Origin of the sequence: Streptomyces sp. NPDC038707 (assembly GCF_040636485.1) — a bacterium.
Classification (GTDB): domain Bacteria; phylum Actinomycetota; class Actinomycetes; order Streptomycetales; family Streptomycetaceae; genus Streptomyces.
The window spans coordinates 392,069-416,419 of sequence record NZ_JBEZUP010000004.1; the positions used below are offsets into that span (position 1 = coordinate 392,069).

The window sequence follows — 24,351 nt, forward strand, 5'->3', positions numbered from 1 at the left end:
CCGCGACGGCACGGCCGGGGGCACCCGGACCGGCGCCCCCGGCCCCCGCCGCCGGCTGCCTAGTTGCCGGAGACGGTGACCTTCTCGTCGTTGTTCAGCTCGTCCACCAGCGTCTTCACCTTGGCCTTGTCCCAGACCAGGTTGCCGCCCACGGAACCGGAGATCGGCATGTTCATCGAGGTGCCGTCACCGCCGCTGACGCCCTTCATCGCCCAGAACATCGACGCCAGGTCCCACAGCGACATGTCCTTGTCGACGATCAGGGAGTCCAGGCCCGCGCCCATGGTCGGGTAGAACGTGAACGGGTTGAGGATCGTCGACGGCGTCGCCACCTGGTGGGCCAGGGCGGCGAGGAACTTCTGCTGGTTCTTGGTCCGCTGGAGGTCGGAGGCGGCGAACGCGTGCCGGGTGCGCACGAACGCGAGCGCCTCCTGGCCGTTCAGCGTCTGCTTGCCGGCCTCGAAGTCGGCGCCCGACCACTTGTCCTTGAAGCCCTTGTCGATGGTGATCTCGACACCGCCCACCGCGTCCACGATGCCGGCGAAACCCTGGAAGCCGATCTCCACGTAGTGGTCGATGCGCAACCCGGTGTTGGCCTCGATCGTGCGGACCAGCAGCGTAGGCCCGTCCTCGGCGTAGGTGGCGTTCAGCTTGGTGTGCCGGCCCTGCGCCGGGAAGACCTTCCCGGACGTCGACCCCTGGTACGAGGGCACCACCACGTCCGAGTCGCGCGGCAGCGAGATCAGCGTGTCGCCGTTGTCGCCGACGTGCAGGATCATCATCGAGTCGGTGCGCTTGCCCTCGGCGCCGCCGGTGTGCAGCTTCTTCTCGTCCTCCTTGGACATGCCCTCCCGGCTGTCCGAGCCGACGATCAGATAGTTCGTGCCGTCGCCGCCCTCCGGCCGGTCGATGACCTTGGAGAGGTCCACTTCGCGGCGCAGCTTGGAGTCGGCCCAGAAGTAGGTCGCGACCGACGTGACGACCAGCACACCCGCCACCGTGATCGCCGTCCACTTGATCCGCCGCCGCCAGTTCGGCGCCGGGCGCGGGCCCCGGGCGGGCGCGCCCCCCGGAGCACCCGGGCCACGGCCGCCGGGGGTGCCGTAGACCTGGCCGGTGTTGTAGCCGCTGTCGTACTCGCCGCCGGCGCCCGGTTCATGGCCCCGGCCGTCCACGTACGACGGCTGCTGCGGCACGCCGGCCCCGTACGGCGGCGCCGCCTGGCCGGAGCCGTCGTGCCCCGAGCGCGCTCCGGGCGGTACCGCCGGGCCGCGCCGCACCTGACGCATCACACGGGCGCTCTCCGGCTGCGCGCCGGCACTGCCGCGTCCGTAGCGCGGGCCGCGGTTCTCGTCGGACCATCCCTCGGGCCAGTCATTCATGCGCACCAGTGTGCCGGGCGCCGAGGTGTGCCGGACAAGGGCTGTCGGAAAATCAGGGCCCCGCTGTTGCGAACCCGACACAAATTCCGCGAAGCGGCGTCGGCATAAGGTGGAGGGCATGACAGACCAGGCCACGGAAGTGGAACCGGAGATCCCGGGCAAGCCCACCTCCGCCTCCCGCACCACCCTCAGCCACATCATGACCCACAGCGACACCAACCTGCTGGGGACGGTGCACGGCGGGGTGATCATGAAGCTGGTCGACGACGCGGCGGGCGCCGTGGCGGGCCGGCACTCCGGGGGGCCCGCCGTCACCGCGTCCATGGACGAGATGGCGTTCCTGGAGCCGGTCCGCGTCGGCGACCTGGTCCATGTGAAGGCGCAGGTGAACTGGACCGGCCGGACCTCCATGGAGGTCGGTGTCCGGGTCCTCGCCGAGCGCTGGAACGAGTCCGCCCCGCCCACCCAGGTCGGCTCCGCCTATCTGGTCTTCGCCGCGGTGGACGCCGACGGCAAGCCGCGCCGGGTGCCGCCGGTCATACCCGAGACCGACCGCGACCGCCGCCGCTACCAGGAGGCGCAGATCCGCCGCACCCACCGCCTGGCCCGCCGCCGTGCCATCCGCGAGCTGCGCGAGCAGCGGGCGGCGGAGGGGTTCGAGGACTGAGCGCTCCCGCGCCCGGCGTCCGGCACCTCGCCCCGTGGCCTCGCGGGGCGCTCAGCACCCCGCCTGGCTGCCCCGCAGGACGCTCTGCTCCGGCCGGCCCGGGTCGTCGAACCGCACGCCGCGGACCTCCTTGAAGTCGGCGCCGGCCGTCACCTTCAGCAGCGGTCCCTGGCCCGGCACCGGGCGCAGCTCGCTGCCCGGCAGGGCCGCGGCCAGCGAGCGGGCGGAGCGGTCCCAGCGGGGGTCGTAGAAGACCAGCGTGCGCGGCACATGGGCGGGGGCCGTCTGCGGCTGCCGGGTGGTGGCGAAGCCGGTCGCCGCGAGCGCCGCGTCGACCCGCTTGCCCAGCCCGATCGTGCCCGTGCCGTTCGCCACCTGCACCCGGATCGTGTCCGGCGCCACCTCCACCGGCACCGGCGCGGACACCCGCGAGCGGTGCGGGGGGTCCTGGGTGAGCGGCTTGTCGTCGCGCACCGCCGCGAACAGCTTCGCCGCCTTCGCCGCATCCCACTTCAGGGTCGAGCCGATGCCCTTGACCTGGTAGTTCAGCTGCCCGATGGGCACGGTGGTGAACTCCGAGGAGGACGGCGAGAAGTCCCGCATGGCCCGGCCGAGGTCGAGCAGCTCGTCGGTGCCGAAACCCGCGTCCGCGCGGACCGAGCCGAGCACCGCCCGGGTCACGTCCCGGAACCGCATCGGGTTCAGCAGCACCCCGGAGGAGGTCGCCCTGTCGAGCAGCGCGGCCAGGAACCGCTGCTGCCGCTTCATCCGGCCCAGGTCGCTGGCCCCGTCGACGTGCCGGGCGCGCACGTACTGGAGCGCCTGCCCGCCCCGCAGGGTGTGGGCGCCGGCGGCGAGGTCGAGCCCGGTGTACCGGTCCTTCATCGGGGTCGGCGTGCAGACCTCGACGCCGCCGAGCACGTCCACGGTCCGCATGAAGCTGGTGAAGTCGACCTCCAGATAGTGGTCGATCTTCACATGGGTCATGTGCTCCACCGTGCGGATGGTCAGCTGCGGGCCGCCCTCGGCATAGGCCGCGTTCAGCCGCACCGGGTGCGGGCCGTGCCGCCGTCCCGAGTTCTGGTCGGTGTGCGCGGGGGTCTCGGCGTACGAGTCGCGCGGCAGGCTCACCACGGTGGCCCGCTCCCGGTCCTCGGCGATGTGCACGATCATCATGGTGTCGGTGCAGTGGCAGGGCTGGCCGCCCAGCCGGAAGGCGCGCCGGTCCCGCTCGCTGAGCTTGTCCCGGCCGTCGGTGCCGACCAGCAGCAGGTTCATCCCGTGGCCGCCCCGCGGCCGGTTCTTCATGTCCTTGAAGGCGTCGATGCGGGCGATGCCCGCGTCCAGGCTGCTGACCACCGCGTGGCCGATGCCGGCGGAGGCGAGCACCACGACCGACAGCGTGGTGACCGCCCGCATGGCCCAGCGCGGGCGCCGGGGCGGCCGGAGGGAGTGGACGGGCCGCTCGGGCGGGTGCGGCACGCGGCGGGGCGGCTGCGGGGGGCGCTGGGGACGCGCCGGGGACCGGGGCGGGCTGGGCAAGAGGGACACCTCCGGACGAGGCCGTACGCGGGATCCGGGAGCACAGTAGGCCGATACGATCTCCAGCCCGCGCCGCGGCCCCGGCGGCGCGCATCCGTGTCCCCCGTTCGCGGTAACGTGAGGCCCCTATGAACGCCAAGTCCGACGTGCGGCTCCCCGCAGTGTCCGTGATCATGCCCGTCCTGAACGAGGAACGGCATCTGCGCGGAGCCGTCGAAGCGATCCTCGCGCAGGAGTACGCCGGCGAGATGGAGGTCGTGATCGCCCTGGGTCCGTCCACGGACCGCACGGACGAGATCGCCGCCGAGCTGGTCCGCGCCGACCCCCGTGTGCACACCGTGCCGAACCCGACCGGCCGCACCCCGGCCGCGCTGAACGCGGCGATCAAGGCGTCCCGGCACCCGATCGTGGTCCGCGTGGACGGCCACGGCATGCTGTCGCCGAACTACATCGCCACCGCCGTGCGGCTGCTGGAGGAGACCGGCGCGCAGAACGTCGGCGGCATCATGCACGCCGAAGGCGAGAACGCCTGGGAGCACGCGGTGGCCGCCGCCATGACCTCGAAGATCGGCGTCGGCAACGCCGCCTTCCACACCGGCGGCCAGGCCGGCCCCGCCGAGACCGTCTACCTCGGCGTGTTCCGGCGCGAGGCGCTGGAGCAGCAGGGCGGCTACAACGAGGAGTTCATCCGTGCCCAGGACTGGGAGCTGAACTTCCGCATCCGCGAGGCGGGCGGGCTGATCTGGTTCTCGCCCGAGCTGCGGGTGTCGTACCGGCCGAGGCCGTCGGTGCGCGCGCTGGCCAGGCAGTACAAGGACTACGGCCGCTGGCGGCACGTCGTCGCCCGGTACCACTCCGGCTCCATCAACCTGCGCTACCTGGCCCCGCCGGTGGCGGTGTGCGCGATCGCGGCCGGTCTCGTCGTCGGCGTGGCGCTGACTCCCTGGGGCCTGGTGGTCCCGGGCGGCTACCTGGCCGCGATCGTCGCGGGCTCGGTCCCGGCCGGCAAGGGGCTGCCGCTGACGGCCCGGCTGCGCATACCCGTGGCCCTGGCCACCATGCACATGTCGTGGGGCTGGGGCTTCCTGACCAGCCCGAAGTCGCTGGCGCGCAAGGTCATCGCCTCCCGCCGGCCCGCCGTCCACGCCTGATCCGTGCCGGGGCCCCGCCGCCGGGGCCCCGGACGCCGGACCGCTACCAGCGGTAGGGCGCGTACACGTCCATGCACTTCGAGGTGTCCGCGCCGTTGACGGCGTCGGAGTTCTCGGGCAGGTCGCCGGCCTTGGGCTCGGACTTCTTCGGGTAGGACGCGCCGGAGCGCCAGTCGGCGCCGACGACGACCGTGACGCCCGAGACCTCGGTCGACTTCTGCACCTGGCTCCTCGGGATGCCCAGCGCCCCGGCCACCGCCTGGGCGTCGCCCTCCAGGTCCGCGCTCGGATAGCGCACCAGCGTCCTGTCCTCGGCCTGGCTGCCCGAGGTGTCGGACTGCGCCCGGCTGTAGCCCTTGCCCACGAGCACCTGGCCGATCGCCGACGCCCGCTGCGGCACCGCGGGCTCGTCGGAGGTGCCGGTGGCGTTCTGCACCAGTACCCCGAGCCGGGCCGGGTCCAGCGAGGGCTTCTTGGCCGGCCCGCTCCCGGCCTTCTCCTTCTTCCCGTCCGCCTTCGTGCCGTTCTTGTCGAACGGCACGTCGTCCCGGAGCATCCGCCACATCCTGTCGGCGTTGTCCTTGTCGGGGATGACGTGGTTCCCGTTCTGCGGGTCCTTCAGGTTGGGCATGGTCACCGAGGTGATGCGGTCCGTCGGCACCGACTTCAGCTGCATGCCGAGGTCGTAGAGCTTCTTGACCGAGGTGATCTCCTCGGACACGTGCAGCGACTTGGTGGCCGCGTCCGCCAGGTCCATCAGCCGGCCCGTGTCGGTGAACACGTTCTGCTGCTTGAGCGTGCGGATCATCGAGTTCAGGTACATGTGCTGGGCGCGGGCCCGCATCAGGTCGTCGCCCCAGGCGTGCCGGGTGCGCAGCCACTGCAGGGCCTGCTTGCCCTTCACCTTGTGCGTGCCCTTGGTCAGCTTCAGCCCGGACCCGCCGGACACGGTGGCCGTCGGGTGGTCCGACACGTTCTGGTTCACGCAGACGTCGACGCCGCCGATCGCGTCGGCCATCCGCACCACGCCGGCGAAGTCGATCGTCATCCAGTGGTCGATATAGACCCCGGTGAGGTTCTCCCAGGTCAGCAGCGTGCATCCGGCCCCGCCCCGGGCCAGGGTGACGTTGATGATGTCGTTCGTCGGCGGATATTCCTTGCCGGTGTCAGGGTCCGTGCACGCGGGGACGTCCACCCGGGTGTCGCGCGGGATGCTGATCATCGCGGCGCTCTTGCGGTCCGCCGAGAGGTGGATGAGCATCTGCACGTCCGCCAGCGGCGGGTCGCCGGCGTGGTCCCTGCTGCCGCCGAGCTTCACGTTCTCCGCGGAGTCCCGGCTGTCGGAGCCGATCAGCAGGATGTTCAGCGGGGTCTGGCCGGCCGCGTTCGGCGCGGTCCGGTGCGCCTTGGAGTCGTCGCCGTTGGCGCGCCGCCCCTTCTGAAGATTGCTGTTGAGATGCTGGTAGTACAGATATCCGGCGCCCGCCGTGCCGAGTATCACCACCGCCAGCACCGTCGCCGACCAGCGCAGCACCCGCCGTCTGCGCCGCCGCCGGTCGGTCCCCCCACCGCCCGGCCGCCGCCTGTGCCCGCCGCCGCCCGGACCCGCCGTCGCCTCGCCGGTGCGGGGCGCGCGCGCCACCGCGTCCTCGACCGCCGGAGTCCTTCCGCGCACCTCGCTCTGCGCCACTCCCTGCCCTCCCCGCCCTCGCGCCAAGCAGCGGGCCCGTCCCGCGTCCGGTTAGACGCACGACGGGCCCCATGGGTTACCTACGAAGCGCACTTCACCGTGTCCGCCGTGGACTTGTCGACCTTCGGCGCCTTCGTCGGAGGTGTCAGGGAGATCCCCGCTCCCTTGAAGTCCTCGCCCAGGGTCAGCGTCATCGCCGGCAGCCCCTGCGCGTTGGTCACGCTCTCGCCCGGTTTCAGCGCGGCCCCGGACAGGCCCATGATCTCGGCCAGCCGGCGCGCCTGGGCCGCCTGGCCGGGCGCGTACTCCAGCGTGGTCTTCGCCAGCTTGCCGGGGGCGTTGCCGCCGTTCTCCGACTTGGTCACGCCCTCGGTGTTCTGCAGCCAGCCGAGCACCGCCTGCGCGCTGCCGGCCTGCGCCCCGCCGTTGAGGACGCGCACCCGCACCTCGGAGGCGGGCGCCTTGGTGCCCTTCAGCCGGGCGGCCTGGGCGTCCTTCGCCGCCTTCTGCCGCTTCTTCACCTCGGTGAAGGAGACGTCGTTCTGGATGGCCTGGAACACCTGCGGGGCCAGCGCCTGGTCCAGGATCACCGTCTTGTGCACGGTGCCGTCGGCCGGGTTGTCCTTGACCGGCAGCGTGGTGAAGGTCAGGTTCTTCGGGTTGAGCTTGCCCAGCTCCAGCCCCAGGTCCTTCAGCCTGTTGATGTCGTCCAGCTTGTCGTCCACGGTCAGCGCCTTGGTGCCGGCCTCCGCCAGCTTCACCATCTTGGTCGGGCTGGTCAGCGTGGAGTTGCCCTTCAGCTTGCGCATCAGCGCGCCCAGGAACTGCTGCTGGAGGCCGATCCGGCTCAGGTCCCCGCCGAAGCCGACGGAGTGCCGGGTGCGCACGAACGCCAGCGCCTGCTCCCCGGAGATCGTGTGGGTGCCCTTGGACAGCTTCAGATGCGAGTCCGGGTCGTCGATGTCCTTGGCCAGACAGACCTCGACGCCGTCGACCGCCTCGGTCAGCGTCTTGACCGCGTTGAAGTCGGCCACCATGAAGTCGTCCGGCTTGATCCCGGTCAGCTCGGTCACCGTGCGCATGGTGCAGCTCGGCGTACGGTCGTCCTGCCCGAGGCTGGTGTTGAAGCGGACGCCCGTCGAGCCCGGGATGACCTTCTGGGTGCCGTCCTCCTGCTCGGTCGGGCAGTCCGGGACGTCGACGATCAGGTCACGCGGGATGCTCAGCGCGGTCGCGTTGGACCGGTCTTTCGACACGTGCAGCAGGATCGTGGTGTCCGCGTGCCCGGCGCTGCCCGCGTCGCCGTAGCCCTCGTTGCCCGTGCCGGTGCGCTTGTCGGTGCCGATCAGCAGGATGTTGATCGCCTCGTCCTTGCGGAAGCCGCCCGTACTGGCGCCGTCGTCGGACACGGACGTGATGTTGTCGTTCAGGTGCTTGATGTAGAGGTAGCCGGCGGCCGTCACGGCGACCAGCACGAACGCCATGGACCCGCCGGTCCACAGCAGCGCCTTCTTCGCCCGCGACGGCTTCTTCGCCGGCCGCCGCGACGCGCGCCGGCCCTGCGGCGCCTGGGGCTCCGCGGCCCGGCGCCGGGCCGAGCGCGGCGGCGGCACCTCGGAGCCGCGCGCCCGGGAGGGCTGCCGGCTCTCGCCGCCCTGCCGCCGGGCACGGCCGCCCGCCGCACCGCCGTCGTCCTCGGCGGACGGTCTGCGCGGTCCGGGAACCGGTGGCTGCGCTGCGGAAGGGCTCAGTCGCAGTTCGTATTCGCCGGTGTTCGGATTGAGCACCCACTGGTCTGCGGGGTCGATGTTGTCCGCCCGCCCACGGCCTTGCGCGTCCACGGTTGTCCGAATCCTCCGTCGGGGCCACGCGGCGCCTTCCCCCTGCAAGGCGCTCGGGTCTCGGTGAAACAGTGCACGGCCCCGACCAAGCCCGTCGGACCTCGCGGCCAAGTGCACCGGATCGCTCACACTATCCGCCCAGTTCAGCGTCGGGCGACGCCGGTGACAAATTCGACGTGCCTACAACCGGGCAATCCGCCTCATTTTCTGAACGGAGGTTCCCCGTCTTTGGTAGACGGTTTACGCACAGCTGTCTCCGACGGCGGTGTACCCGCGGAACGTCGGGGCGGGCGAGGGGCCGTCCGGGCCGCCCGCGCCTGTGTCCTCCCCGGGAACTTCCTGTGAATTCCGCGGGACCACCGCCACCGGCTGATCGGCCCGCAGCCGCGCGAACAGTTTTTCGGCCTCGGGCTCCACGAGCTGGTCACGATTGGCGTTGTAGACGTACGACTCCCTCGGCACCGTCAGGAACCGCACCTGCTCGGCGGGGATGTCGCGCAGCCCGCGCGCCAGCCGGTACAGGCCGCGCAGGCTCGCCAGCTCCGGGTCGGTGGTCAGCGCGGAGGTCGCCGCGTCCAGCAGCGGGTACAGCTTCACCGGATTGAGCAGGATGTCGTCGCCGCGCACCTTGTCGACGAGCGCGCCGAGGAACCGCTGCTGGCGTTCCATCCGTTCGGTGTCGCTGCCGTTGCCGAGCGACTTGCGGGCGCGCACGTACCCGAGCGCCTGCTCGCCGTCCAGGGTGACCCGCCCGGCGGGCAGCCGCAGCTTCGCCGCCTTGTCGTCCACGGGTTCCGCCAGGCAGACCTCCACGCCGTCGACGGCGTCCACGATCTCCTTGAACCCGGCGAAGTCCAGCACCATGTGGTGGTCGACACGGATGCCCGTGAGCTTCTCCACGGTCCGGATCGTGCACGCCGAACCGCCCACCTCGAAAGCGTGGTTGAACATCGCGAACACCGGGTCGCTGCGCGTGCCGTCCGCCCGCAGGCAGGAGGGGACGTCCACCATCAGGTCCCGGGGCAGCGACACGGCGGTGGCGCTGGTCCGGTCGGCGGCCAGGTGCAGCAGGATCGTGGTGTCCGACCGCTGGCCGGTGACGCCCTTGCCGTAGACGCGGTTGGCCTCCCCGGCCCGGGTGTCGGACCCGATCACCAGGATGTTCTGCGCGTCGCGCACCAACGCGGTGGGCCGCTCCCGTTCGTAGCGCGCCAGTTCGGCGGCGGCGGCCTCGTCGGCGGTGATGTTGGCGCTGAGCCGGGCGTAACCGGCCCAGCCGGCGCCGACGGCGGCGAGGAGGAGGACGGCCGTCCCCAGCGCCGCGTTCCGCAGCCGCCGGCGCCGGCGCCGTATCAGCCCGTCCCCGGTGGCCGAGGCCCCCGGCCCGGGACCGGTACCGAGGGACTTGCCTGCGGTGTCGGTCACGGTGGGCCATCCCCTCATGGCGTACGAGCGTCACGTGCTGCCCTTACGACGATGGCGCCAGACGGGACGGCACACCGCCCTTTGCTGCTCCGACCGGGTGAGCGGGGCGAGGGCCGGGGCCGGGAGGCGGGGGCCCGTACGGCCGGCGTACGGCACGCGACCGCGGGCGGATGCCGCGGATCGGGCGTACGGCGGCTGCGGGGCGGGGCGGGGCGGGTCAGGTGGGAGTACGCCTGCGGGGTGGGCAGGGGCCGGGTGGGAGTACGGCTGCCGGGCGGGACGTGGCCGGGTGGCAGTACGGCGTCGGGCGGGACGGGGTCGCGGGGTGAACGCGGTCCCGGGGTGGGCGGGAGCGGCCTGCGAGCACGGCCGCGCGCCGCGGCGGGCCTGCCCACCGGCCGGGCGGGCCTGCCCACCGGCCGGGCGGAGGTGCCCTGGCGGTGGTCCTGGCGGCCGGTCCGCGCCGCGCGCTGCCCGGGCCGCGCGCCGCGCCCGCCCCGGGTCCGTCAGCGGCGTACCGCGGTCACCCGCTCGCTCTCGACGCGCTTGGCGAGGGATTCCTCGTCCAGCCGGTCCAGGTGCCGGCACAGCACCACGGACCCGCCGACGGCCAGGGGTGAGAACAGCCCCGCGCTCAGCCCCTCCCAGGTGTCGTACGGCAGCCCGGACAGCAGCCGGGAACCGGGCCCGGTCAGCTCCAGCGAGGACGCCTGGGCCGAGGCGCGCTCGACCACCTCCGCCCCGCTGAACTCCCGCCCGGCGACGACGAGCGCCGGCTCCTCCGGATCCACCGGCGCGAACGGGAGGAACCGGTCGCTCTGTCCCGGCACTTCCACGGCGTAGTCGAGGAACCCCTCCGGCGGCTGCGGGAACCGCCCGCCCAGGGGCCGCAGCGCCAGTGCCACCCGCTCGCCCCGGCAGGCCCGCGCGGCCTCCAGCGACTCGGGACCGCTCACCACGACATCGGCCGCCGCCGGGTCCCCGGCGACGTCCGCGACCGCGCCCACCGAGGAACAGGCCAGCAGCCACACCGCCGTCTGCCAGTGCGCGGGCAGCAGCAGCGCGACGCGGTCGCCGGGGCCGGCGGCCAGATCGCCCTGGAGGAGATTGGCGGTCTTGGCCACCCAGTTGGCGAGGGTGGCCACGGACAGTTCGACGCGTTCGCCGGTGGCGTCGTCGTAGAAGGTCACCAGCGGACGGCCGGGGTCCGCGGCGAGCGCGGAAGTCAGCAGGTCGGCGGGGGTGCGTTCGGTGGCGTTCACGCGGGACAGGGTACGCGCGGGCGGATCCGCGCACGGCGGGAACGGGCCACCGGTTCGGCGGATCGCCACCCGACGGACCGTCAGCTGACCTATGGACAGATTTGTACGCCTATGTCAAAGATCATGAGCATGCGTGGATTCCTCACCTCACCTTCCGGTATCTCCCCGCTCGCCGTCCGCTCGCTCGGCGCCGCCTGCGCCGCCGTCCTCGCCCTCGTCCCGGCCTCGCCCGCCTCCGGCGCCGTCTCCGGCTCCGTCTCCGGCGGCGCGGTGTCCGGGGGCGCGGTTCCGGGAAGCACCCGCTCGCTGCCGCTCGTCCCGCTGCCCCGGGACGGCGCTCCCGGCGCGGCCCCGGAGCAGGGGCTGCGCCGCACCGGCCTGTCCCGCTTCGCGCTGCTCGGCGTGGTGTGGGACGACCCCGGTGCCGAACTGCGCGGCCGGGTGCGGGTGCGTACCCGGTCCGCCGCGACGGGGAAGTGGACCGGCTGGCAGGACGTCGAGGCGCACACCGCCGGCCATGGCGCCGACCCCGGCACGGCGGAACGTTCCGCCCCCCGGGTGCGCGGGGCGACCGCGCCGCTGTGGGTGGGCGTCTCGGACGGCGTGGACGTACGGGTGCGGGCCGAGGACGCGGACGGCGGCAGCGGCGCCGGGAACACGCGCAGGGCGCTGCCGTCCGGGCTGCGCCTGGAACTGGTCGACCCCGGCGAGGCCGCGGGGGAGACGGGCGCGGTGGGGCGGGCGCCGGCCGCGGGCGGCCCTTCGCCCACCGTGCCGCCCACGGAGGCCGCGCTCGCCGCCTCGGGCGCCAACGCGGACATCGCCGTCTTCGGCACCGCCGGGATCCCGGAACTCGACGGCCCGGCCACCGAGAAGGAACTGACGAGGCTTCAGGGCCCCTCGCGGGGCAAGCCGCACATCGGTCCCCGCCCGAAGATCGTCACGCGCCGGGGCTGGGGCGCCGACGAGTCACTGCGCGGACGCGGGTTCATCTACACGAAGAAGATCAAGGCGGCCTTCCTGCACCACACGGCCTCCGGCAACAAGTACACCTGCGCCCAGGCCCCGGCCGTCATCCGCGGCATCTACCGCTACCACGTCAAGAGCATGGGCTGGCGGGACATCGGCTACAACTTCCTCGTCGACAAGTGCGGGACCCTCTACGAGGGCCGGGCCGGGGGCGTGGCCAAGGCGGTGCTCGGGGCGCACACCCTCGGGTTCAACACCGACACCATGGGCGTCGCCGTGATCGGCAGCCACGGCACGACCCAGCCGCCCGGCGCCGCGGTGACGGCCGTGGCCCGGCTCGCCGCGTGGAAGCTCGGGCTCCACGGGGCCGACCCCCGGGCGAGGACCACGCTCACGTCGGGCGGCGGCAACCTCTACCCCAAGGGAAAGAAGGTCCGGCTGAACGTGCTCTCCGGCCATCGCGACGGGTACGCCACCGAGTGCCCCGGAAAGCGGCTCTACGCCAGACTCGGCACCGTCCGCACCAGCGCGGCGCGCCTGCAGGGGCGCTGAGACCCGGCGTACGGGGGAAAGCGCGCGCCGATCCGGACGCACACCGCGCGGCCGGCGAAGGCCCTGCCGCCGGATCTGCATACACTGACCGGCCGAAACAGACGAGCAGTGCGGCCGGACCCGGCAGGAAGCAGAGACGACAGGTGACGGAAGCGATCCTTCTGGTCGGCGGCAAGGGCACCCGGCTGCGACCGCTCACGGTGTACACGCCCAAGCCGATGGTCCCGGCCGCCGGGGTGCCGTTCCTCACCCACCAGCTGGCACGGGCGCGGGCGGCGGGCGTGGAGCACATCGTCCTCGCGACCAGCTATCTGGCCGAGGTCTTCGAGCCGTACTTCGGCGACGGCTCCACGCTCGGCCTGCACATCGAGTACGTCACGGAGGAGGAGCCCCTCGGCACGGGCGGCGCGATCCGCAACGTCGCCGGGCGGCTGCGCTCCGGCCCCGACGACCCGGTACTGGTCTTCAACGGCGACATCCTGACGGGCCTGGACATCAGGGCCCTGGTGGACACCCACGAGACGACGGGCGCGGACGTCTCGCTGCACCTGACGAAGGTGGCGGACCCGCGCGCCTACGGGCTGGTGCCCACGGACGCCACCGGGCGCGTCCTGGCGTTCCTGGAGAAGCCGCAGACCCCCGAGGAGATCGTCACCGACCAGATCAACGCGGGCGCGTACGTCTTCCGGCGTTCGGTCATCGACACGATCCCGGCGGGCCGGCCGGTCTCGGTCGAACGCGAGACCTTCCCGGACCTGCTGGCGGCCGGCGCCCATCTCCAGGGCATGGTCGACTCCACGTACTGGCTGGACCTCGGCACCCCGGCGGCCTTCGTGCGCGGCTCGGCCGACCTGGTCCTCGGCCGCGCGCCCTCCCCGGCGGTTCCCGGCCGCCGCGGCGACCGCCTCGTCCTGCCCACGGCCACGGTGGCGCCGGACGCCAAGGTGACCGGCGGCACGGTGGTGGGCGAGGGCGCGTTCGTGGCCGAGGGGGCGCGGGTCTTCGGCTCCACCATCCTTCCCGGCGCCGTCATCGAGCCCGGTGCCGTCGTCACCGACTCCCTCATCGGCGCCCGCGCCCGGGTCGGCGAACGCTCCGTCCTCACCGGCACGGTCGTCGGCGACGGCGCGGTCGTGGGCGCCGACAACGAACTCCGCGAGGGCGTGCGGGTGTGGTGCGACGCCCGCATCCCACCGGGTGCGGTCCGCTTCTCCTCCGACCAGTAGCGCGGCGCGGGACCGGTGCGGGTACCGCCTGCTGTGCGCACCGCCCGTCGGGGGTACGCCCCCAGGCTCCGACACGGGGAAGGGGAGGACCCTTGCCGACCGACGCCGCCCGCGGCCCGTCGGTGGCCGCTCGCGCAGTTCCCCGCGCCCCTTTGGGCAACTCCGGCAGCGTCGGCTGCGAAACACTGCCCGGTGCCGGCCCACCGGCTTCGTCGTTCGTCACAGCCGCGGACAGCCGTGCCGCAGCGGCACCCGGCCGGCGCCGCTGAGCGCCCCACCCTCCCGGCCGCGCCACCCGCCTTGCCCGCGCCGTCGAGTGATCCCCGTCCCCGCCCCGGGCAGTACCGCTCACCTCGTCGGTGCCGCTCGGCATGCCCCAGCCCCGGCCCGGCCGCCCCGCACCTCACAGCACCCCGATGTCCACCCACGGCATCTTCGGCTTGCGTCTGGCCGGTACGTGGCCGCTCAGCAGGATCAACCGGGCCGCCCGGTGCCGCTGCCCGGCGTACGGCTCGAGCAGGCGCAGCATCTCCGCGTCGTCGGCGTCCCGGTCACCCGCCAGCGCCCACCCCACGATCCGGGGCAGGTGGAGGTCCCCGACGGTCACCTCGTCCGCCGCCCCGTGACTGCGCTGCACCACTTCCGCCGATGTCCACGGCCCCACCCCCGGCACGACCTCCAGCCGCGCCCGGGCCTCGGCCGCCGGCATCCCCGCCGCCTGCTCCAGCCGCGCGGCGACCCGTACGGCCCGCAGGATCGTGGCCGCCCGCTTGTCGTCCACCCCCGCCCGGTGCCACTCCCAGGAGGGGATCAGCGCCCAGGTCCGGGCCGCCGGCATGACGTACATCGGCCGTTCGCCCGCCCCCGCGGGCCCCGGCGCCGGCTCCCCGAACCGCCGTACCAGCAGGCGCCACGCCCGGTACGCCTCGTCGGTCGTGACCTTCTGCTCCAGCACCGAGGGGATCAACGACTCCAGCACCAGCCCGGTCCGGGTCAGCCGGAGCCCCGGCCGCCGGTGCCGGGCCACTGCCACCACCCGGTGCCGGGGCACGAACGCCCCGGGATCGTCGTCGGCGCCGAGCAGCCGGGGCAACTGCTCCAGCAGCCACTCCGCCCCCGGCCCCCACGCCTCGCCGACCACCTCACCGCCGCGGGCGCGCACGCGCACCGTGCCCGGTCCGGCGGGCGTCCGGCCGGTCCGCCACACGGACCCGTCCGCGGTGGCCCGGAAGGTCGGGTCGGCGGGTCCCCGCCGCAGCGGCCCGAGGGTCAGCCCCAGGTCCAGCGGCCCGTCCGGCACCCACCGCCGGGTCCGCGCGGGCGCGGTCTGCCGGGGTATCCCGGCCGCCGCGGGCACACCGGCCTGCCCGCCGCGCACGGTCGTACGCGTGGGCCGCTGGGGGAAGCGTCCTGCCACGGGGGAGTCCTAGGGGGCTGGCCGGAAGGTTCCGGAAGTACCGGTTCCGCTCTACGAGGGTAGGCGCTCAGCGCACCTCCACGAACGCCCCCGTGTCCCGCTCCGGCCGCGGCCGGGGGTCCTCGGCCGGCCGGCCGACCGCCACCGCGCCCATCGGGTCCCAGTCCGCCGGCAGCGCGAGCACCTCGCGGACCACGTCCCGGCAGAACATCGTGGACGACACCCACGCCGAGCCCAGCCGCTCCCCGGCCAGCGCCACCAGCAGGTTCTGCACGCCCGCGCCCATCGCGACCACGAACATCTCCCGCTCGGCGCCGTCCCGCCGGGCGTCCCCGTAGGTGTGCGCGCCGTCCATGACGAGGCAGGGCACGATCAGGTACGGCGCCTGGCGCAGGACGTCACCGCGCCGGATCCGCTTCGCGACGGACTCCTCGCTCCTGCCGTCCCGGCGCAGGTCGGCGATCCAGGCGTCCCGCATCGCGTCGAGCAGCCGCACCCGCGACTCCTCCGACTCCAGCAGCACGAACCGCCACGGCGTGGTGTGGTGCGGGGCGGGCGCGGTGAGCGCCGCGGCCACCGCGCGCCGGACGGCGCCCGGGTCCACGGGGGCCTCGGCGAACGCCCGCACGGTCCGGCGCTGGGTGACCGCCTCCCGGACCGCCTCCGAGGTGCCGAGCCGGAACATGTCGTCCCGCGCCCGGCGCACCAGCGCCCGCGCGCCCTCGTCCGCGCCGTCGGCGGCCCCGGGGTCCAGGACGTGGGGCAGCCCGCGGACGACGGCCACCGGACGGCCCGCCGCCTTGCCCTTGACCAGGTCGCCGGCGGCGGCCAGCTCGTCCGCCGTGGCGACGACGGTGGCGCTCAGCGGATTGCCGTACGCGTCCGTGCCCCCGCGCAGATCGTCCAGCACGCGCACTCCGGCGGCGCCGATGGCCACGTCCGTGAGCCCCGAGCGCCAAGGTCGCCCGAACGTGTCGGTGACGACAACCCCGACGTTGACGCCGAGGGTCTCGCGCAGGCCCGCCCGGATGGCGCGCGCGGAGGCGTCCGGGTCCTCGGGCAGCAACAGCACCGTTCCGGCCGGGGTGTTGGAGGCGTCGACCCCGGCGGCGGCCATCACCAGGCCCTGCCGGTTCTCCACGATGCGCAGCGTGCCGCGCCGGGCCACCACCCGCACCGTCTCGGCGTCGATCGCCGCCTCCCGGTCGTCGGCCCGCATCAGCCGGCCCTCCGCCTTGGAGACGATCTTGGAGGTGACGATCACCACGTCCCCGTCGGCCAGGCCGGGCTCCGCCGAGGCGATCAGCTTGGCGATGTCGTCGCCCGGCCGCACCTCGGGGATGCCGGACAGGGCCCAGACCCGGAACTCCGGCCGCTCGTCCGCCGCGGCGGACGCCGTCGCGCTCACGCTCCCCGCACCTCCTCGGCCAGCGCCAGCGCCTCGCGCGCCATCCGCGCGGCGGCCTCCACGTCGGTCATCATCAGCGGCACGGCCCGGCAGCGGATGCCGTCCGCCTCGACCCGCTCGACCGCGCCCGCGTCCACGGAGTCGACCAGCCAGCCGTCCAGCAGCCCGGAGCCGTAGTGCTCGGCGACCGCGGCGGCCGTGGACTCCACGCCGACCGCGGCGAGCACCTTGTCGGCCATCCCGCGCACGGGCGCGTCCCCGACGATCGGCGAGAGGCCGACCACGGGCACGCCCGCGTCCGCGATGGCCTCGCGGATCCCGGGCACGGCCAGGATCGTGCCGATGGACACCACCGGGTTGGACGGCGGGAAGAGGATCACGTCCGCCTGGGCGATGGCCTCCAGGACGCCGGGGGCCGGCTTGGCCTGCTCGGCGCCGACCGGGACGATGGCCCGGGCGGGGACGGAGGCGCGCAGCTTCACCCAGTACTCCTGGAAGTGGACCGCCTTGCGCTCGCCGTCCAGCTCGACGGCCACGTGCGTCTCCACGCGGTCGTCGGTCATCGGGATCAGCCTCACGCCCGGCTGCCAGCGGTCGCACAGCGCCTCGGTGACCGCGCTGAGCGGATAGCCGGCCCCCAGCATCTGGGTCCGCACGATGTGGGTGGCGAAGTCCCGGTCGCCGAGGCCGAACCACTCCGGCCCGACGCCGTAGGCCGCCAGTTCCTCCTTGACGTGGAAGCTCTCGTCGGACCGCCCCCAGCCCTGTTCCTCGTTGATGCCGCCGCCCAGCGTGTACATCACCGTGTCCAGGTCCGGGCAGACCTTCAGACCGAAGAGATGGATGTCGTCGCCGGTGTTGCCGATGACCGTGATGTCCGCGTCCGGCGCGGCCCGCTTCAGACCACGCAGGAAACGGGCACCGCCGATGCCGCCTGCCAGAACCACAATGCGCATGGGGGCAAGTCTTGCAGGCGGATACGACAACGCGTCAGGCAGTCACCGCACGCGCCTCGCAGTGGGGGGACGTGTGCATGGGCATCTCGGTCAGCCCCGGGTGATAGACGTGCAGGCTGACCGCCGGCTCCAGCGCGTCGTTGACGACCTCGTGGACGTACCCCGGCGCGAACACCCGCTGCGCGCCCGCCCCGAGCGCGCGCGTGCCGCGCGCCGTGTGCTCCGTGAGCGTGCCCTCCAGGACGGTGAGCACCCCGGAGGAGGGCCCGTGGTCGTGCCGTCCGCTGCCCTGTCCGGGCAGCCAGGACAGCAGCCACACCTCGTAGCCGGGGCCGGTGCGCAGCCGGTGGTACCAGCGGGTGGTGGCGTCGAAACGGACCAGGTCCGCCCACTGCGCCCGGTCGGCGGCGATCAAGCGGGCGAGCCCCACGAACTCGGCCACGGTGACCGGGTGTTCGCGCGGCGGCTGGAGCAGGTGCGGGACTTCGAGGATGTCGCCGGCGATCTGGAGGTCGTTGTCGCTGTTCATGGGGGTGCGGTGGTCCTCGGGCGGAAGAGTGGGGCCGGTGCTGGGAAGCGGAGCTGGGGTGACGCGTACGGCCTGCCCGGGTCACGGGCGGGCGGGATGCCCCGGATGAGGGGGATCAGGAGAGGCGGAACGCGACCGGGCCGGGATGGGCTCGGGAACAGCCGGAGCGGTCTTGGCTCAACAGCTGGGACAGCAGCAACAGCTACAGCGCGCGCGGGCGGCACCGAGGGACCCGGCGGTGCGGGTCGAGGCGGGCGCCAAGTTCGCGAGCATGCCCACTAGGACAGCGGTTCACACGCAGAGTGTCAACTCGACGCCCGGTATGTGGGACATGTTTCACCTCATCCGGTTTATTTCGCAGGCGAAAGGTTTGCTCATCGGGGTCGCGGGACACATGGGGCACATCCGAGCGCGCGAGCCTCGCGGAACGGGATCGAACACGGAGACGTCCTTCTCCGTACAGGGGATCTGTACGGGGTCCGGCCGCCTCCGTGGGCCTTTCTGCGTGTCAAGGTTTATGCCGATTTGAACACTTTCCGCATGGCCTTGGTTCCGCAGAGTGAATAACGGGCCCAATAGCAGATCCCGGCTTGACTCGCCCGGAGCCGCACACTTGTAATTTCACTCGTGTCGTTCAGCCGAAATCGGTAACGGCCACGCACGGGGACGCGAAGACAGACGAGGGGCGCACATGACCGAGCTGGTGCAGCAACTGCTGGTCGACGACGCGGACGAGGAACTCGGCTGGCAGGAGCGCGCACTCTGCGCCCAGACCGACCCCGAGTCCTTCTTCCCCGAGAAGGGCGGCTCCACCAGAGAGGCCAAGAAGGTCTGCCTCGCCTGCGAGGTCCGCTCCGAGTGCCTCGAATACGCCCTCGCCAACGACGAGCGCTTCGGCATCTGGGGCGGCCTGTCCGAACGCGAACGCCGCCGGCTCAAGAAGGCCGCCGTGTGACCATACGCGCGACCACGAAGGGTACGAACGGCCCGTCGGCCGTGGGTTGTCCACAGGCGGCGGGCCGTCGTCATGCCCAGCCGATAGTGTGGACGCTCGTCCGAGACGCCCGCCGTCCCCTCGATCCGCGAGAAGACACGGGCGTCCACCGCAGTCCATCGAACCGGGGCCCGTACCTCGATGTCCGTGCACAGCCATGCGGCAGCCCAACCAGGTGCTGCCTCCCCTGAGTTCCCGCGCCACGTGGTGACCGCGGTCCTCGTCTCCCACGACGGCGCCCGCTGGCTGCCCGACGCGCTCGCCGGGCTGCTCGGCCAGGAGCGTCCCGTCCAGCACGCGGTGGCCGCCGACACCGGCAGCGCGGACCACTCCGCCCAGTTGCTCACCGACGCCCTCGGCGAGGCCAACGTCCTGCACCTCGCCCGCCGCACCGGCTTCGGCCAGGCCGTGGAGGAGGCGAGCCGCACCGCGCCCGTCCTCACCCCCGAGGACCTGCCGTACCTCAGGCGCCCCAGCGGCTGGGACCCGGTCACCCGCACCTGGCGCGACGACGCCTACGACCTGCCCGAACTGCCGCACGGCGAGCCCGTCCAGTGGATGTGGCTGCTGCACGACGACTGCGCCCCCGAACCCGACGCCCTCGCCCAGCTGCTCCGGGTCGTCGACAACGAACTCGAACTCGGCCGCGACGACGTCGCGATCGTCGGTCCCAAGCTGCGCGGCTGGTACGACCGCCGCCAACTGCTGGAGGTCGGCGTCTCCATCGCCAACTCCGGCCGCCGCTGGACCGGTCTGGACCGCCGCGAACAGGACCAGGGCCAGCACGACCACGTGCGCACCGTGCTGTCCGTGTCCACCGCCGGCATGCTCGTCCGCCGCGACGTCTTCGAACAGCTCGGCGGCTTCGACCGCCTGCTGCCCCTCATGCGCGACGACGTCGACCTGTGCTGGCGCGCCCACGCCGCCGGCCACCGCGTCCTGATCGCCCCCGACGCCGTCGTCCGGCACGCCGAGGCCGCCTCCCGCGAGCGCCGCGCCGTCGACTGCGCCGGCCGCACCACCGCCTCCCCGCACAAGGTCGACAAGGCCGGCGCCGTCTACACCCTGCTCGTCAACGCCCGTACGGCCGCGCTGCCCTGGGTCCTGCTGCGGCTCGTCCTCGGCACCGTCCTGCGCACCCTCGCCTACCTCGTCGGCAAGGTGCCCGGCCAGGCCCTCGACGAGATCCGCGGCCTGCTGAGCACCCTGCTGCGGCCCGAGCGGATCATCGCCGCCCGGCGCCGCCGCGGCCCCTCCCGCATCGACAAGGCCGAACTGCGCCGCCTGTTCCCGCCGCCCGGCGCCACCGTCCGGGCCACCGTCGAACAGATCGCCGGCAACCTCACCGGCGGCTCCGACACCGACACCTCCCCGGCCGGCCGGCACGGCGGCGCCGTGGAGTCCGGGCCCGGCGGCGACGACGCCGACTTCCTGGAGGTCGAGCAGTTCGCCCGGCTCAAGCGGATCGCCCGCAGACCCGCCCCCGTCCTCTTCCTCGCCCTGCTGCTCGTCTCCCTCGCGGCCTGCCGCGCCCTGCTCGGCGGCGGCGCCCTGGCCGGCGGCGCCCTGCTGCCCGCCCCGGCCGGCGCCACCGACCTGTGGTCGCGCTACCTGGACGCCTGGCACCCCACGGGCACCGGCGGCACCCCGGCCGCACCGCCCTACCTGGCCCTGGTCGCCGGCCTCGCCTCGCTCCTGTTCGGCTCGACCAACCTCGCCGTCACCGTCCTGCTGATCGGCTCGGTGCCGCTCGCCGGCTGCACCGCCTACCTCGCCTCCCGGCCGCTGGTCGCCTCCCGGCTGCTGCGCGCCTGGGCCGCCATCGCCTACGCCTTCCTGCCCGCCACCACCGGCGCCCTGGCCGGCGGACGCGTCGGCACCGCCGTCCTCGCCGTGCTGCTGCCGCTCATCGCGCGCGCGGGCATCGCCGCGAGCGGCCTGGCGGGCCGCGCCGGCACCCGCGGCAGCTGGCGCGCCACCTGGGCGTACGCGCTGCTGCTGACCATCGCCACCGCCTTCACGCCGATCGTCTGGCCCCTCGCGCTGCTGCTCGGCCTCGCCGTCCTGGTGCTGCGCCGCCGCGACCTCCTCGGCTACGGCCCGCGCTTCCTCGCCCAGCTCGGCACCCCGCTGCTGGTCCTCGCCCCCTGGTCGCTGACCCTGCTCCCGACCGGCTTCTTCCAGGAGGCCGGCCTGGACTACGGCCCCTCGGCCGCCTCCGCGCCCGACCTGCTCGGCGCCGCCCCCGGCGGCCCGGGCACCGTGAACGGCCTGATGCTCATCGGCATCGTGCTGGCCGCCCTCGCCGCCCTGCTGCGCTCCGAACGGCAGCTCGGCATCCGCACCGCCTGGGCCGTCGCCCTGACCGGGCTCGTCTTCGCGGTCCTGTCCAACAGATCCGCGTGGGCCGGACCGGCCACCCTCGTCTACGGCATCGCCCTGCTGACCGCCGCCGCCCTCGGCGCCGACGGCGCACGCGCCCGCGTGGCCGAGCAGAGCTTCGGCTGGCGCCAGCCCGTCGCCGCCCTGATCGCCTTCGCCTCGGCCGCCGGCCCGCTGCTGGTCGCCGCGGGCTGGATGATCCGCGGCGCCGACGGCCCGCTGGAGCGCCGCGACCCGGCCCAGGTGCCCGCGTTCGTCGCCGAGGACTCCACCGGCGGCGCCCGGGCCCGCACCCTGATCCTCGACAGCGACTCCACCGCGCGCGTGCGCTACAGCCTGGTCCGCGGCTCCGGCGCCCGCCTGGGAGACGCCGAACTCACCGCCGCCGACGGCACCCACAGCCGCCTGGACCAGACCGTCGCCCACCTGGTGGCCGGCTCCGGCGCCGACCAGGCCGCCGAACTCGGCGGCTTCGCCGTGCGCTACGTCCTCCTGCACAAGGGCGCCCCCCGCGAGATCACCCGTGTCCTGGACGCCACCCCCGGCCTGACCCGGCTCAGCCAGCAGAGCGGCGGCGCCCTGTGGCGCGTCGACCAGGAGGTCTCCCGCGCGGCCATCGTGCCCGCCGGCGGCTCCGGCGCCCCCCGGCCGGTCACCGCCGGGCCGGTGGAGGTCCACACCACGATCCCCGCCGGCTCCGACGGCCGCGTCCTGCGCCTGGCAGACGGCGCCGCCGACGGCTGGACGGCCACCCTCGACGGCAAACCGCTCACCCGCACCACGGTCGACGGCTGGGCCCAGGGCTTCCGGCTCCCCGCCCAGGGCGGCCGGCTCGACGTCACCTACGACACCCCGCTCGCCCACACCGCCTGGCTCTGGGCGCAGGGCCTGCTCGCCGTCGTCCTGGTCGTCCTCGCCCTGCCCGGCCGCCGCCGCGACGTCGACGACGACCTGCCCGAGGAGCAGCCGGTGCCCGCCCAGGCCGCCGCCGGCGAGGGCCGCCGTGCCCGCCGCCTGCGCGCCCAGGCCGAGGAACAGGCCGGGGAACAGGCCGGGGAACCGCCCGCCGAGGACCGGGCGGCCACCCCACCGCCCCCGGCCGCCGTCCCCCAGCAGCAGCCGTACGAGGAGTACGACCCGGCCGCCTACGCGAGCACCGGACACACCGGTTACGGCACGGACCCGTACCCGACGGCGACCGGTTACGACGAGCAGCCGTACCAGCAGCCGTACCAGCACCCCGACCCCTACCCGACGGCCCCCTACGACCCGTACGGCTACGGCGGCACCGACGACCAGCCGGCGTACGACCCGACCGCCTACCGGCACCAGGGCTACGACCCGGCGTACGACCCCGCCCCGCAGGGCTACGACCCGGCCCAGCACCCCCACGGCACCGGCAGCCAGCGTTCCGACGGGAGCCAGCAGTGAACCGCACCACCCTGTCCCTGTTCGCCGGCACGGCCGCGCTGGCCGCCGTCACCGCCTTCGCCGCGGCCGCCCCGCCGCCCGCGTCCGGCGCCGTCCCGAGGGCCGCCGCCCGGCTGCCCGTCGAGCGCACCAGCCTGGTGTGCCCGGCACCCAGCGGCTCCGACCTCGCCGAGACGACGTACACCTCGTTCACCCCCGTCACCAAGGGCGCCGCGAGCGGCGGCGGGGCCCGGCTCCAGGCGGCCGGCGTCCAGGACGCCGGGGGAGGCAAGGGCAAGAAGGCCGGGAAACCGGTGCTCACGCCGAAGGCGCCCGGCTCCCCGGCCACCGGCGACACCTCCGGCGGGGACGCGCCCGCCCTCGTCGGCACCGCGGACGGCTCCCTCGCGCCCGGCTGGACCGTCCAGGAGACCACCGAGGTCTCCGCCGGCACCGGCCGCGGCCTCCTCGGCGTTGCCTGCGCCGGCGCGGACACCGACTTCTGGTTCCCGGGCGCGAGCACGGCCGCCGGCCGCACCGACTACGTCCACCTGACCAACCCCGACGACTCCGCCGCCGTCGTCGACATCGAGCTGTACGGCAAGGACGGCGCGATCAAGGCCCCGCTGGGCGAGAACCTCACCGTCGACCCGGGGACGAGCGACGCGATCCTGCTCCCCACGCTCACCGAGGAACGGCAGGCCGGCCTGACCGTGCACGTCAGCGTGCGCGGCGGCCGGGTCGGCGCGGCCGTGCAGGCCCTCGACGACAAGGCGGGCGGCGACTGGCTGGCCCCCGCCGCCGAACCGGCCGGCAGCCTGGTCCTTCCCGGCATCCCGAAGGACGCCACCGACGTCCGGCTGATCGCCTTCACCCCCGGCGACGACGACGCCGACCTGAAGATCCGCCTGGCCTCGCCCGACGGCCTGATCACCCCGGCCGGGAACGAGACCGTCCACGTCAAGGCCGGCATGACGGCGTCGGTCGGCCTCGGCGACGTCACCCGCGGCGAGCCCGGCTCGCTGGTCCTCACCCCGGCCGACCAGGCGGTCCCCGTCGTCGCGGCCCTCCAGGTGGAGCGGGGCAAGGGCGACAAGCGGGAGACGGCGTTCATCCCGGCCACCGCCGCCGTCGGCACGCGCGCGACCGCGGCCGGCAACGGCGCCAAGGACACGACGCTCGCCCTGACGGCGCCCGGGGGCACGGCCACGGTCAAGGTCACCGCCTCGGCGGGCAGCGAGGGCGGCACCCCGGCGACCAAGACGTACACGATCAAGTCCGGCACCACACAGGACGTCGACGCCCCCGTTCCTACGGGCCTGAAGGGCACCTACGCCCTCACCGTCGAACCCGTCTCCGGCGGCCCCGTCCACGCCTCCCGCACCCTCACCGGCGCCGGCACCGCCTTCACCGTCCAGACCCTGCCCACCGACCACGGCCTGGTCTCGGTGCCGCAGACGGAGGAAGACCTCTCGATAGTGCAGAAGTAGCGGCGGCCCCGGAAGCGGCGGGGACGGCACGGACGGGCACCGGGCGCCTCCGTACCGT

17 protein-coding genes are annotated in these 24,351 nt (G+C 74.0%); 7 read left to right on the top strand and 10 right to left on the bottom strand.

What is annotated here, in order from left to right:
- Positions 1–59: 59 nt before the first annotated feature.
- A complete protein-coding gene (locus AB0E62_RS08720) occupies positions 60–1,382 on the bottom strand; it encodes an LCP family protein (RefSeq protein ID WP_362190070.1) in 1,323 nt (440 codons plus the stop codon).
- Between the two features lie 118 nt (positions 1,383–1,500).
- Here AB0E62_RS08720 and AB0E62_RS08725 point away from each other — a divergent pair, with 118 nt between their 5' ends.
- Entirely contained in the window at positions 1,501–2,049 is a 549-nt protein-coding gene (locus AB0E62_RS08725; protein ID WP_362190072.1) for an acyl-CoA thioesterase, read from the top strand.
- Positions 2,050–2,100: 51 nt separating this feature from the next.
- On the opposite strand, the gene AB0E62_RS08730 is transcribed toward AB0E62_RS08725, so the two are convergent.
- Positions 2,101–3,468 (bottom strand): LCP family protein, encoded by a 1,368-nt coding sequence (locus AB0E62_RS08730; protein ID WP_362190154.1) that lies wholly within the window; start codon positions 3,466–3,468, stop codon positions 2,101–2,103.
- Positions 3,469–3,719: 251 nt separating this feature from the next.
- Here AB0E62_RS08730 and AB0E62_RS08735 point away from each other — a divergent pair, with 251 nt between their 5' ends.
- The gene (locus AB0E62_RS08735) at positions 3,720–4,742 is read left to right on the top strand and encodes a glycosyltransferase family 2 protein (protein ID WP_362190074.1); all 1,023 of its coding nucleotides are present in this window, start codon (positions 3,720–3,722) and stop codon (positions 4,740–4,742) included.
- 43 nt (positions 4,743–4,785) lie between these two features.
- On the opposite strand, the gene AB0E62_RS08740 is transcribed toward AB0E62_RS08735, so the two are convergent.
- The 4 genes from AB0E62_RS08740 to AB0E62_RS08755 form a co-directional block, all read right to left on the bottom strand.
- Positions 4,786–6,432: an LCP family protein gene (locus tag AB0E62_RS08740; protein ID WP_362190076.1), complete on the bottom strand. Its 1,647-nt coding sequence runs from the start codon at positions 6,430–6,432 to the stop codon at positions 4,786–4,788.
- A gap of 80 nt (positions 6,433–6,512) precedes the next feature.
- Positions 6,513–8,273, bottom strand: coding sequence for an LCP family protein (locus tag AB0E62_RS08745; protein ID WP_362190078.1), 1,761 nt, complete (start codon positions 8,271–8,273; stop codon positions 6,513–6,515).
- Between the two features lie 240 nt (positions 8,274–8,513).
- Positions 8,514–9,698: an LCP family protein gene (locus AB0E62_RS08750; RefSeq protein WP_362190080.1), complete on the bottom strand. Its 1,185-nt coding sequence runs from the start codon at positions 9,696–9,698 to the stop codon at positions 8,514–8,516.
- Positions 9,699–10,204: 506 nt separating this feature from the next.
- Positions 10,205–10,960 (bottom strand): TIGR03089 family protein, encoded by a 756-nt coding sequence (locus AB0E62_RS08755; protein WP_362190082.1) that lies wholly within the window; start codon positions 10,958–10,960, stop codon positions 10,205–10,207.
- A gap of 111 nt (positions 10,961–11,071) precedes the next feature.
- Here AB0E62_RS08755 and AB0E62_RS08760 point away from each other — a divergent pair, with 111 nt between their 5' ends.
- Positions 11,072–12,481: a peptidoglycan recognition protein gene (locus AB0E62_RS08760; protein WP_362190084.1), complete on the top strand. Its 1,410-nt coding sequence runs from the start codon at positions 11,072–11,074 to the stop codon at positions 12,479–12,481.
- 143 nt (positions 12,482–12,624) lie between these two features.
- Positions 12,625–13,707 (top strand): NDP-sugar synthase, encoded by a 1,083-nt coding sequence (locus AB0E62_RS08765; RefSeq protein WP_362190085.1) that lies wholly within the window; start codon positions 12,625–12,627, stop codon positions 13,705–13,707.
- A gap of 403 nt (positions 13,708–14,110) precedes the next feature.
- Here AB0E62_RS08765 and AB0E62_RS08770 read toward each other — a convergent pair whose 3' ends face one another.
- The 4 genes from AB0E62_RS08770 to AB0E62_RS08785 form a co-directional block, all read right to left on the bottom strand.
- Entirely contained in the window at positions 14,111–15,124 is a 1,014-nt protein-coding gene (locus tag AB0E62_RS08770) for a DNA-3-methyladenine glycosylase 2 family protein (RefSeq protein ID WP_362190087.1), read from the bottom strand.
- A gap of 67 nt (positions 15,125–15,191) precedes the next feature.
- On the bottom strand, positions 15,192–16,532 hold the full coding sequence (locus AB0E62_RS08775) for a coenzyme F420-0:L-glutamate ligase (RefSeq protein ID WP_362190089.1): 1,341 nt from the start codon (positions 16,530–16,532) through the stop codon (positions 15,192–15,194).
- A complete protein-coding gene (gene cofD, locus AB0E62_RS08780; protein WP_362190091.1) occupies positions 16,529–17,488 on the bottom strand; it encodes a 2-phospho-L-lactate transferase in 960 nt (319 codons plus the stop codon). The genes AB0E62_RS08775 and cofD overlap by 4 nt, the downstream gene beginning before the upstream one ends.
- A gap of 34 nt (positions 17,489–17,522) precedes the next feature.
- On the bottom strand, positions 17,523–18,017 hold the full coding sequence (locus AB0E62_RS08785) for a cysteine dioxygenase family protein (RefSeq protein WP_362190093.1): 495 nt from the start codon (positions 18,015–18,017) through the stop codon (positions 17,523–17,525).
- A gap of 691 nt (positions 18,018–18,708) precedes the next feature.
- Between AB0E62_RS08785 and AB0E62_RS08790 the strand changes: the two genes are divergently transcribed.
- The 3 genes from AB0E62_RS08790 to AB0E62_RS08800 all read left to right on the top strand — a co-directional run bounded on the left by AB0E62_RS08790 (position 18,709) and on the right by AB0E62_RS08800 (position 24,293).
- Positions 18,709–18,972, top strand: coding sequence for a WhiB family transcriptional regulator (locus AB0E62_RS08790; protein ID WP_003975777.1), 264 nt, complete (start codon positions 18,709–18,711; stop codon positions 18,970–18,972).
- A 180-nt stretch (positions 18,973–19,152) separates the two neighbouring features.
- Complete coding sequence (locus AB0E62_RS08795) at positions 19,153–22,824, top strand: glycosyltransferase (protein WP_362190095.1); 3,672 nt, start codon at positions 19,153–19,155, stop codon at positions 22,822–22,824.
- Positions 22,821–24,293, top strand: a complete 1,473-nt coding sequence (locus tag AB0E62_RS08800; RefSeq protein WP_362190097.1) for a DUF5719 family protein — start codon at positions 22,821–22,823, stop codon at positions 24,291–24,293. Before AB0E62_RS08795 ends, AB0E62_RS08800 begins: the two co-directional genes overlap by 4 nt.
- Positions 24,294–24,351 lie beyond the last annotated feature (58 nt).